The following is a 10857-nucleotide window of genomic DNA, read 5'->3' as shown; positions in this document are numbered from 1 at the left end:
ACGGCAAAACCGTGTGGTCCTGGCACCCGTTGCTGGTGTCAAGTCGGCGGAGGTTTTGCGAGCCCAACCGGGTCTCGCAAAACCTTAATCCGCCGACGACGGTGACAAGACGAATTCGTCGCCGGGGAGAGCACGATATAAGCCGTTAAAACCATTGCGCAGGGAAAGCCGGATTGCCTCCGCTGAACCTGTATGCTCGTGTGCGTTTTTCTATATGCATCTTGCACACGAGACCGCGGGTGCAGCGCGCATCCGGCTTTCCCTGCGCCCTCTGTTTTCCTGGGCGAAAGATTTTTGCATCACTCGGGCGCAATCGCGCCGCGGGATGGCGAAGGTGTGTTTACTCTCGATGTCATCGCCCGGCAAAAGCGCGAAGCGCGTCTTCGCACCAAGTGACCGGGCGATCCAGTATTCCGAGGCGCTTGTGATCGAACCGAGGAGCCGCAGCGTACTGGATACCCCCGCATGCGCGGGGTATGACGATTCTCCACGTCATTGCGAGGAGCGACGCGACGAAGCAATCCATTCTTTCTTTCAGCGAAATGGATTGCTTCGCGGAGCCTGTCATCGGGCTCGCCGAAGGCGAGACCCGGTGGCTCGCAATGACGATCTCTTGTTTGAAAGTTGAATCAGTGACTTGCACTCGAAATGCAAACCATCGAATTACGTTGTTCATCGTGAATGCGAGGAGCGAACGCAAGGCCAATGACGGCAGAACGGCCGCTCAGGAGAAGGCGACTTCCGCCCTCCCCAGCCCCGCCAACTCCATCACCACCTTGTCGCCGGCGTCGAGCCACACCGTCTTGACCAGGCTCCCGGTCAGCACGATCTGGCCCGCGCGCAGGCTCTTGCCATCGGCGGCGAGATGATTGGCGAGCCACGCCAGCGCATGGTGCGGATGGCCCAGCACGTCGGCGCCGGTGCCCTTCCCTACTTCGACGCCGTTGATGAGCGCGCGGCCGACCACCGCGAGCAGATCGGGCGCGGCGGATCGCGCCACCGGCTTGCCGAGCACGCAGCCGGCGGCAAAGAAATCGTCCGCCACCAGGGTCGGCGCGCCCATGGTTTGCCAGTCGCTGTAGCGGTCATCGACGAGCTCGATCGCCGGCAGATAGGCCTCGATCGCCGGCGCGACCGCTTCCGCCGTGAACGGCGCCTGCGAGGGCGCGAGATCGCAAGCGAGCCGGACGGCGATTTCGCACTCGACGCCGACACAAACGAAATCCTTGGCGCGCAGCGACACGCCGCTTTGGTGCACGCCCTTGGCGAACACGCCGCCGCCGCAGGGATGCGGGATGTCGAGATATCGCTGCATCACCGGGCTGGTGCAGCCGATCTTGTAACCGACGAGCGCGCCGAACTCGGCCGACAGCAGGTCGTGGAGCGCGTCCTGAATCCGGTAGCCGTCAGCTTCGCTCCGCGGCGCGGCCTCTGGCGCCAACGGATGCAGCGGCGTGCGGTCGCGGCGGGCGGCGGCGATGCTCGCGGCGGCGGCGCGAATGTCGGTCATCGGCGGCGGCCTCCGTTGGCGCATCTTCCAGCTCAGTGGCTTCATCCTTCGAGACGCGGCCAAGGCGCCGCTCCTCCAGCGATAACGGCGAAGCCGTTACGCCGGGCTGAGGTCCTACACCCTCTTGGTGAGGAATCAACAAAATGACCGCACGTGGCGGCCAAAACCTACTCGTCGCGATAGACCTTCTCGCGTTTCTCGTGGCGCTCCTGCGCTTCCACCGAGAGCGTCGCGATCGGGCGCGCCTCCAGCCGCTTCAGCGAGATCGGCTCGCCGGTCTCCTCGCAATAGCCGTAGGTGTTGTCCTCGATCCGCTGCAGCGCCGCGTCGATCTTGGAGATCAGCTTGCGCTGGCGGTCGCGGGCGCGCAGCTCGATCGCCCGGTCGGTCTCGGAGGATGCGCGGTCCGCCAGATCAGGGTGATTGACGTTCTCTTCCTGGAGCGTCTGCAGGGTAATTCGCGATTCGCGCAAGATCTCGTCCTTCCACGCCAGCAGCTTGGCGCGGAAATAATCGCGCTGGCGGTCGTTCATGAAAGGCTCTTTTTCGGAGGGTCGATAATTTTTCAACTTTTCCAAGGCCAGCCCATCTTCACGTGCAAGGCGGGCGGAAAATGGTCCGCCCGCGCGGGCCTTATATAGCGGCGTTATGTGACAGACAATATCATGGCACCCGAATGCCGGACCGCCCCCAAAACGACGGAACTCTCCGGCTCGCCCGCCCGCCGTGAACAGGGCCGACGGCGACAGGAAGGCTCTTTCGCCTGCCGCAGCAGGTCGAGAAAAGCCGCGCCCTTCTCGGCCTTGGCCTTGTATGCCACGGACCGCCCAACGCAGGGCGATGGCGGCGTGAGACAACCCTCCGCCGTCATGCCCGCTTCAAGCGGGGCATCCAGTACGCCGCGACCTCTCGGTCAAGCACGAGCGTCTCTGGAATACTGGATCGCCCGGCAAGCCTGGCGACGACGTGCGGAGAATTTCGGAAAGCCTAGAACTGCCCGGCCTTGGCGAGTTCGACTTCGACCCGCAGCTCGATCTCGGCCAGCACCGCATCGAGGCCGGGATCGCCGGAGGAGGATTTGAGGGCGGCGGCGGCATCGCGCAGCCGGCTCACCGTGGAGGCATCGAAATTGCCGGACAGAAGCCCGATCTTGAGATCGTCCAGCACGTCGAGCGCACCTTTGCCGCGCTGCACCGAGCGCTTGCGGCGCTCGAGCGGATCCTCCTCGATGCCCTGCATCGCCAACAGCGCATCGATGTTGGCCGCAGCCTTTGGCGCGGTCGCGGCGCGCGTTTCGGGGGTCGACGCCGTGTCCGGCAGCGCGAAGCCGGTCGAATTGGTTTTCCGGGCATTGCTGGCCGGAGACCCGAGAGTGGTGCCGTTCGGTCCGTAGATGCGCATCGTGAAACCCCGCGGTGGATGGCGGGAGCTTCGCCCGGCTAGGGTTAATGGAGCGTAAACGGCTCGGCAAAATCTGCCGCCAGGGGCAGTTTCGCCACCGCGGCAGCAACCATGGACGACGGCGCTCCTTATTGTCTTGCCAGCAATATCAATAGGTTAGACGCGCAAATTAATGTGGCACGGGGTTCGCATAGTTTATCGGGGATCGCCGTCATGGGAGTGGCGCGCGGGTCCGGACCGAAAGACCTCAGCGGGGAGCAGAGGATGCCAAGCGTCTATCCGGCAAGAGTGTTTCAAGTGGCCTGCGCCGCGCTGCTGGCGCTGGTGCTGTCCGCCGTGCCCGTCGGCGCCACCTCGCGGATCAAGGACCTCGCCAACATCGAGGGCGTGCGGCAGAACCAGTTGATCGGCTACGGCCTCGTTGTCGGCCTCAACGGCACCGGCGATACCCTGAACAACATCCCCTTCACCAAGCAGTCGCTGCAGGCGATGCTCGAGCGCATGGGCGTCAATATCCGCGGCGCCACCATCCGCACCGGCAACGTCGCCGCCGTGATGGTCACCGGCAATCTGCCGGCGTTCGGCACCCAGGGCACCCGGATGGACGTCACGGTGTCCGCGCTCGGCGATGCCAAGAACCTGCAGGGCGGCACCCTGCTCGTCACCCCCCTGCTCGGCGCCGACGGCAATGTCTATGCGGTGGCGCAAGGCTCGGTGGCGATCGGCGGCTTCCAGGCCGAAGGGGCCGCCGCCAGTATCACCCGCGGCCTGGTGCCGACCGTCGGCCGCATCGCCAACGGCGCCATCATCGAACGCGAGATCGAATTCGCGCTCAACCGCCTGCCCAATGTGCGGCTGGCGCTGCGCAACGCCGATTTCACCACCGCCAAGCGGATCGCCGCCGCGGTCAACGATTTCCTCGGCGCCAAGTCCGCCGAGCCGATCGACCCCTCGACCGTGCAGCTTTCGATTCCTGCGGAATTCAAAGGCAACGTGGTCGCCTTTCTGACCGAAATCGAACAGTTGCAGGTCGAGCCTGACCTCGCGGCCAAGATCGTGATCGACGAACGCTCCGGCATCATCGTGATGGGCCGCGACGTCCGCGTCGCCACCGTCGCGGTGGCGCAGGGTAATCTCACCGTCACGATTTCCGAGAGTGCGCAAGTCAGCCAGCCCAATCCGCTGTCGCGCGGACGAACCGTGGTGACGCCCAGCACCAGCGTCGGCGTCAGCGAAGACGGCAAGAAATTCGCGCTGGTCAAGGACGGCGTCTCGCTGCAGCAGCTCGTCGACGGCCTCAACGGGCTCGGCATCGGTCCCCGCGATCTCATCGGCATCCTGCAGGCGATCAAGGCCGCCGGCGCGATCCAGGCCGACATCGAGGTGATGTGATGCCAACCAGTCCGATCCACGGCGCTACCGGCAGCATGCCCGCCAAGGCGATGATGCCAATGATCAACGGCCGGCCGGATTTTCAGCTTGCGGACGCGCTGACCAAGGTCTCACCGCAGGCGCAGGCCAAGGCCAAGGCGACGGCGACCGATTTCGAGGCGATGTTTCTCAATTCGATGTTTTCGCAGATGACCAGCGGCATCAAGGGCGACGGCCCGTTCGGCGATACGACGGGTACCGGCGTGTGGCGCTCGATGCTGACCGAACAATACTCGCAAAATTTCGCCAAGAGCGGCGGCGTCGGTATCTCCAATGACGTCTATCGCACGCTGATCCTGCAGCAAGCGGGCCGCTCCAGCTAGGATCCCGGAGGGAAACCAGACATGACTACGCATTCTCAACCGCCGCAAGCGCCCGCGCCGATTCCGGTCGCTGCGACGGCCGCCGACGCCCGCAAGCTCGCCGAGGACTTGATGGATGTGATGAGCGCGCTGCTCGGCGTCATCGAGCGCGAAACTGAACTGGTGCGCGCCGGCAAGCTGCGCGAGGCGATGGCGCTTGAATCGCAGAAGGCGGACCTGTCCCGCCGCTACGTCAGCGCGGTCGCGCAGCTGAAGGCCAGCCAGAAATATCTATCGCAATCCGCGCCGGAGCTGTTGACGACGCTGCATCGTCATCACGACGTGTTTCGCGCCATGCTGCAGATCAACCTCACCGTGCTCGCAACGGCGCATGCGGTGTCCGAAAGCATCGTGCGCGGCGTCAATGCCGAGATTCAGCGCCGCAATATCCCGAACACTTACACCGCGGCCGGACAGCCCGCCGCGCCCGGCCCGCGGCACATCACCCCGCTGGCGGTCAGCCGCTCGCTCTGAGCCAGGTATCAGAAACGGACATTTGACCTGCGCTGATGGTCAGTCGGCAAACTGGCCGGCTGCCTTGATGATCGGCGCCCAGCGATCTACCTCGTTGTTGAGCATCGTCTGCAGCGCTTGCGGCGTCGCCTGATCCTGCGCCACCGGCTCGGTATTGATGTCGTTGAACCGCTTGATCAGGTCGGGCTCCTTCAGGGCATCCTGCAGCGTTCGCGAGAGCTTCTGTACGATCGCATCGGGCGTTCCCTTTGGAGCATAGATGCCGTGCCACGCGCCGACCTCGAAACCTTTCAGCCCGGCCTCGTCCGCCGTCGGCAGATCCGGCATCGATGTGAGGCGTGTCCGGGTGGTGATGGCGTAGCTCTTGACCAGCTTCGCGGCGATCGGCTGGGTGGTGTTGGTGGTTTGATCGCAGGTCAGATCGATCTGCTTGGCAATGAGATCGGTCATGACCGGCGCGTTCCCCTTGTATGGGATGGGAAGAATTTGCTTGTTGACGGCGGTCATGAACAGCATCCCGCATAGATGCGATGCCGCGCCGAGGCCCGCATTGCCAAAAGTCATCTTGTCGCCGTTGGTCTTGATGTAGCTGACGAGTTCGCTCAGGGAGTTCGGCGGCAAATCGGGACGGCCGATGATCGTCATCGGCGCGTTGGTGATGAGACCAATCGGCGCGAAGGCGGTTTTGGTATCGTAGGGCAGGTTTCGATAGAGCGTCGCCGCAGTCGAGATTCCGATGTGATGGATCAGCAGCGTATAGCCGTCCGGCTCAGCCCTGGACGCGCGCGTCGCCGCGATCGTGCCGCCGGCGCCCAGCGCATTCTCGATCACGATGGGCTGCCCCAGTAGTTTTGACATCGATTGCGCGGTGACGCGTGCCACGGTGTCGGTGGCGCCGCCCGCCGCAAAAGGCACCAGCAAAGTGATCGGCCTCGACGGATAGTTTTGAGCAAAAGCCGGACTTACCATCATCAAAAACGCCGAAATGACTACCGTAGGCCGCATCGAATATCCTCCCATGAATTGTTTTGTGACCCGTGCCGTGACGCAGTATTGCACGATTGATCGGGAAACGCCTTCCTCGCACCTTACCATTCGGAGCGTTTTTAATAAAATTGCTGCCTCGGCGTCAGCACGGCATTCAGCGCATTCTCTAACAAAACGTTGAGATCTGCCGGTCATAGTTGACCGATGGAGGGGGATTGGATTTGACTCGAGGGAGGCCAGGAGGCTGCCGTGAGTACAGATTTCAGCATCAAGCCGGTCGGAGGACCGGTTGCCGCGCTGGTTGTGCAGCCGGTGAGCAAAGCGGCGGATCATGCGATCGCGACCGTACTGCCCGCGCCCCAGAGCGTCGCGGCGGCGGACGCTAGCACCCGCGCGCGCCCAGAATTCAACGCAGTGGACGCTTCCACATCGCGCCAGGTGGTTTTCGATCGCGCCGCGGCCTCGATCGTCTACCAGGTCGTCGACACCCGCACCAGCGTGGTCGTCCGCCAGTTCCCCGACGAGGCGCGGCTGCGTGCCCGCGCGTACCTGCGTGCCCAGGATGAGGCGAAGCGCGAACAAGCATTGATCAAGCTCGATCAAATGGCGTGAAGCCTTTCCTTGCGCGTCCCGCAAAACGCACGGGCGTGCGCCAAGGCTAGGGTCCTACAAGCAGCAATCAGATTCTATCGACCGGCGCCGAGTTCAGGGTCGACTGCCCGGTGGCGGGATTGGTGACTACGGTCTTGATCGTGCCGTGGTCGACCTTCGACATCAAGAATTTAGAGTCGCCTATCCTGAAGGCGTTGTCCTTGATCAGGACGTCCTGGTATTTGATCGGACCGTTGCCGCTCTGATACTTCACCTTCGCGCGAAATCCCTCCACGTTGGACACCGTGAAGGAAAAATTCTCGCCCGTCGAATAGGTCCCCTTCCAGGTCCCTTCCCAAACCGTGGCATCGACGGGGACATAAGTCGCGCGCGACGGCGGCGTGGGAGGCGTGGCCGTGTAGCCGGCCGCGAGAACACTGAAGATGTCACCCATGGTTCAACTCCCGGCTTGCTTCGCAATACGACTCAGGCGCGGCCGCTGAGGCCGGCGGCAATGTTGCGGTTGATCTCGATCAGCGGCTTGATTTGCTCGGGTTGCGGGCTGATCTGCAACGCCGTGGTCTGGGTCAGAACGAAAATACCGATGTTGGCGATATTCTGCCGCACGTCCAGCGGTTGCGGGTTTTCGTCGCGCAAGGCTTCGCTGAGAAAGATGGTCCAAAGCTTGCGGTTGAACATCAGCGCTTCGGACTTCTGCTCGAATGTTGCTTCGGCGTTATTAACGACTTCCTGCAACTTGTTCGCCGCCTTCAGCAAGGCCTGGGCTTCGATATCACGAGGAGACGCCGTTGTCGTGGCAACGCGCGCGTAGGCTTGGGCGGCAGAACTAGACATTCGTCACCTCAGTAACTCCTCTTCCCGTTTGATAAGCTTCCGGAATTCCTTTAGGGAACTGTAAAGAGAGCCGCTTAAAATTAGCTTACTTGCGGCCTCAATCTCCTTCCTGAAGCTCGGCACCGCCTCCAGCAGTTGCTTGAGGAAGTCCATGTAAAGGTCCTCGTATTTCGGGATGTTCTTTTCCAGGTACATCATCTGCACGCAGAGATAGAGCCGCTTCACAGGGGTATTGGCCGTCTCCGCCGTCAGGATGTCCTTCTCGCGCAGGATCGGCGCGTCCCCTTCGATCAGGAAGGTCGTTCGCGTCTCCGAATTGGTGATGACGCTCTCGCCGATGATGATCCGCTCGAACGGCTTCAATTCAACTTTCAGCGCCATCGTCGTTTCCCCTTGGGCTCATTGGAAGCGCGATCTGTACAAACTCGGCGAATCATCATGACCGATATCCTGCGACCGGAGTGCAAAACTGCATCAAAATAAAGGCTTTCCGGCAAAGCCCGTAGAAATTGCGGCCGCGCTCCAGCTTTTGATTGAGCATGATCTTTTCGAAGAACCGGTTGCTTTTTCGGATCATGCTAAGGATCAGCAAAAAGCGGCGAGGCAAAGCCCCGCCGCCGTAACGTTGATCGTTCATCGGATCAGCGCAAGAGCTGCAGCACGCCCTGCTGCGACTGATTGGCGAGCGCAAGCGCGGAGACCGCAATTTGCTGGCGGGTCGACAGCGCCTGGCTGTTGGCGGCCTCCTCGTTGCTATCGGCCAGCGTCAGATTGGCCGAACCCGTCTGCAACACGTTGATCAGCTTGTTCGAAAAATCCTGGCGGATCTGCACGATCGAGAGGTTGGCGCCGAAGGCCGACGCCTGAGAGCGCAACGTGGTGCTGGCATTGTTGAGCGCGGTCAGCACCTTGCCGGTCAAAACGTTGTCGGTGAAGTCGGTGCCGGCGGTGAGCGGCGCGAGGCCGAGGCCGTTCGGATCGAAGTTCACGCCGGCGATGGTCAGCGTCGATTTTCCGGTTTCGTTGAAGATCAGCTTCAGCGAATTGCCGTCCAGCAGGTTGATGCCGTTGAACGACGCATCCTGCGCCGTGGTCGTCAGGTTCTGGATGATCTGGTTATACTGCGCGACGAGCGTGGCGCGCGCAGTCTGGGACACCGCATCGGGAACCGCCGCTGGGCCTACAGTGCCGGCGGCGCCACCGAGCGCGTTCGCGCTGATGTTGATCGCGTCGAGCGTCAGCGGCGGAGTTGCAGCCGCAGTGCCGGTGATCACCTGACCTGCACCATCGTTGGTTGACGTGAAGGTCAGTTCGTTCGCGCCGGTGATCGAAGCCGACAGGTTGACGCCAGCCAAGGCCAGCGCCTGGTTGAGTTGATCGAGAGTTTTGACGGTCGCCGCCTTGGTCGTGGGATTGAAGGCCGTGGCAGCCGCGCCGACAGTGATCGTCACAGCGGTCCCCGCGGAATTGCTGAAGGTGTAAACACCACCGTTGAGCGCGCTGGGCGTGAGGTCGGCGGCAGTCGCCGGACCTGTGGGGGCGGCAGCGGTGCCCGTGAATTTAATGCTGGCCTTGGTGCTGTAGCCCGTCGGCTGCTGCAGCGCCTGGTTGGCGATCGACTTCGCGGTATCGACCAGCTTTGACAGCGCACTGATGCCCTTGTCGGCGGCCTGCAAAACCTGGACTCCGTTGCCGATGCTGTCGAGCAGATTGCCGATGTCGCCGGCGCGGGCGTCGAGGCCGGCCGCGGTGAAGAAGTTGGTCGGGTTATCGAGCGCGCTGTTGACCTTCTTGCCGCTGGCGAGGCGCGTCTGCGTGGTCGAGAGCAGATCGGCGGTACCTTGCAGCGAGAGCAGGTTCTGGCGGACTGCCGCCGTCAGGACGATATCGGACATGTTCAACGCCTTCCTCAAGTGTGCATCGCCGGCGGCTTCTCCCGCGCCAACGAGCTACGTGACTTCACCCGAGAACGTTATGAACAAAAGCTTTTAAAATGTGGTTAACGGTACCTTATTAGGCATGGTTAAGAATCTGATACGCCGCTCGCGCCGGTTTCAGGGCGCTGTTTTCGAGCGATCTGATCCTCGTGTTGCGATGGCGGCTCCGGACCTCAGACACAAAAAAACGGCGGGGCCGAAGCCCCGCCGCCTTGATGATCGAATGGTTCGCCGAGATCAGCGCAGGAGCTGAAGAACGCTCTGGTTCGACTGGTTGGCGAGCGCGAGCGCGGAGACCGCGATCGACTGGCGGGTCGACAGCGCCTGGCTGTTGGCCGCTTCCTCGTTGGAATCGGCCAAGGTCAGGTTGGACGACCCGGTCTGCAGCACGTTGATCAGGTTCTTGGAGAAGTCCTGACGGATCTGCACGATCGAGAGGTTGGCACCGAAGGCCGAGGCCTGCGAGCGCAGCGTGATGCTGGCGTCGTTCAGAGACGTCAGAACCTTGTTGGTGGCGTTGTTGTCGATGAAGTCGGATCCGACGGTCAGCGCACCGAGGCCGAGACCGTTCGGATCGAAGGTCACGCCTGCGATCGTCGAGGTCGACTTGCCGGTTTCGTTGAACACCAGCTTCAGCGTGTCGCCGTTCAGCAGGTTGATGCCGTTGAAGGACGCATCCTGCGCCGTTGTCGTGATCTGCTGGATGATCTGGTTGTACTGGGCGACCAGACCCGCACGGGCGTTCTGCGAATTGGCGTCCGGAGCCGCCGCGACAACCGTGCCGGCGGTGGCTACTGCATCGCCAGAAATATCCACCGAGGTCGAAGAACCGACCGGCGCCGCAGCAAAAGTGCCGGTGTTGGTGATGGTCTGCGACGCGGCATCGTTGGTCGAGGTGAAGATCAGCTTGCCGGTCGTGACGTCGAGGTTGGCGGTCAATTGAACGCCAGCAGCCACAAGCTTTGTGTTCAGGGCGTCGATCGAGTTGACCTGGCCCGCAGCCGTTCCGAGCGTAATCGTCAGGTCGTCCGCGGCAACCGCCGACGTCTTGAAAACGATGGTTTGCCCGCCAAAGGAGTTCGTGCCGGCGTTGGTCAAATCAGTCGCAGTACCTGGGGCTAACAGCGCAGGTGTAGCACCCGCTGGAGCGTTGGTGGTGAAGGTAGCCTTCGTGAACCCGCCGGGCTGCTGCAGCGCCTGGTTGGCGATCGACTTCGCGGTATCGACCAGCTTTGACAGCGCAGTGATGCCCTTGTCGGCGGCCTGCAAAACCTGGACGCCGTTGCCGATGCTGTCGAGCAGGTTGCTG

The 10857-nt window shown here is 62.4% G+C and carries 13 protein-coding genes; 4 read left to right on the top strand and 9 right to left on the bottom strand.

Annotated features, from left to right (window positions below; all coding sequences use genetic code 11):
• Positions 1-724: 724 nt before the first annotated feature.
• From N554_RS0129045 to N554_RS0129035, 3 genes are all read right to left on the bottom strand, one after another.
• A complete protein-coding gene (locus N554_RS0129045; RefSeq protein ID WP_029586683.1) occupies positions 725-1510 on the bottom strand; it encodes a 2-keto-4-pentenoate hydratase in 786 nt (261 codons plus the stop codon).
• Between the two features lie 167 nt (positions 1511-1677).
• A complete protein-coding gene (gene dksA, locus N554_RS0129040; RefSeq protein ID WP_100382788.1) occupies positions 1678-2043 on the bottom strand; it encodes an RNA polymerase-binding protein DksA in 366 nt (121 codons plus the stop codon).
• Positions 2044-2497: 454 nt separating this feature from the next.
• Positions 2498-2911, bottom strand: a complete 414-nt coding sequence (locus N554_RS0129035) for a flagellar assembly protein FliX (RefSeq protein ID WP_029586681.1) — start codon at positions 2909-2911, stop codon at positions 2498-2500.
• Between the two features lie 264 nt (positions 2912-3175).
• Here N554_RS0129035 and N554_RS0129030 point away from each other — a divergent pair, with 264 nt between their 5' ends.
• Genes N554_RS0129030 through N554_RS0129020 form a run of 3 tightly spaced genes read left to right on the top strand, consistent with a single transcriptional unit; the run spans position 3176 to position 5178 of the window.
• Positions 3176-4303 carry a flagellar basal body P-ring protein FlgI gene (locus N554_RS0129030; RefSeq protein ID WP_029586680.1) on the top strand — a complete coding sequence of 376 codons (1128 nt, stop codon included), beginning with the start codon at positions 3176-3178 and terminating at the stop codon, positions 4301-4303.
• Positions 4304-4338: 35 nt separating this feature from the next.
• On the top strand, positions 4339-4665 hold the full coding sequence (flgJ, locus tag N554_RS0129025; protein WP_051677771.1) for a flagellar assembly peptidoglycan hydrolase FlgJ: 327 nt from the start codon (positions 4339-4341) through the stop codon (positions 4663-4665).
• A gap of 21 nt (positions 4666-4686) precedes the next feature.
• A complete protein-coding gene (locus N554_RS0129020) occupies positions 4687-5178 on the top strand; it encodes a hypothetical protein (RefSeq protein WP_029586678.1) in 492 nt (163 codons plus the stop codon).
• Between the two features lie 39 nt (positions 5179-5217).
• Here the strand turns inward: N554_RS0129020 and N554_RS0129015 are convergent, their stop codons facing one another.
• Positions 5218-6183, bottom strand: coding sequence for a tripartite tricarboxylate transporter substrate-binding protein (locus tag N554_RS0129015; RefSeq protein ID WP_029586677.1), 966 nt, complete (start codon positions 6181-6183; stop codon positions 5218-5220).
• Between the two features lie 231 nt (positions 6184-6414).
• On the opposite strand from N554_RS0129015, the gene N554_RS0129010 reads away from it, so the two are divergent.
• Positions 6415-6777, top strand: a complete 363-nt coding sequence (locus N554_RS0129010) for a hypothetical protein (RefSeq protein ID WP_029586676.1) — start codon at positions 6415-6417, stop codon at positions 6775-6777.
• A gap of 67 nt (positions 6778-6844) precedes the next feature.
• On the opposite strand, the gene N554_RS0129005 is transcribed toward N554_RS0129010, so the two are convergent.
• From N554_RS0129005 to N554_RS0128980, 5 genes are all read right to left on the bottom strand, one after another.
• Positions 6845-7210 (bottom strand): hypothetical protein, encoded by a 366-nt coding sequence (locus tag N554_RS0129005; RefSeq protein WP_029586675.1) that lies wholly within the window; start codon positions 7208-7210, stop codon positions 6845-6847.
• Between the two features lie 32 nt (positions 7211-7242).
• Positions 7243-7611 carry a flagellar biosynthesis regulator FlaF gene (gene flaF, locus N554_RS0129000; protein ID WP_029586674.1) on the bottom strand — a complete coding sequence of 123 codons (369 nt, stop codon included), beginning with the start codon at positions 7609-7611 and terminating at the stop codon, positions 7243-7245.
• 3 nt (positions 7612-7614) lie between these two features.
• Positions 7615-7992 (bottom strand): flagellar biosynthesis repressor FlbT, encoded by a 378-nt coding sequence (flbT, locus tag N554_RS0128995; protein WP_029586673.1) that lies wholly within the window; start codon positions 7990-7992, stop codon positions 7615-7617.
• Positions 7993-8252: 260 nt separating this feature from the next.
• Positions 8253-9506, bottom strand: coding sequence for a flagellin N-terminal helical domain-containing protein (locus tag N554_RS0128985; protein WP_029586671.1), 1254 nt, complete (start codon positions 9504-9506; stop codon positions 8253-8255).
• Positions 9507-9785: 279 nt separating this feature from the next.
• Positions 9786-10857: flagellin (locus tag N554_RS0128980; protein WP_029586670.1), on the bottom strand; the 1072-nt coding region annotated here is incomplete at its 5' end.

Origin of the sequence: Bradyrhizobium sp. URHD0069 (assembly GCF_000701345.1) — a bacterium.
Classification (GTDB): domain Bacteria; phylum Pseudomonadota; class Alphaproteobacteria; order Rhizobiales; family Xanthobacteraceae; genus Bradyrhizobium.
This window is presented reverse-complemented; position numbering and strand designations above follow the sequence as displayed.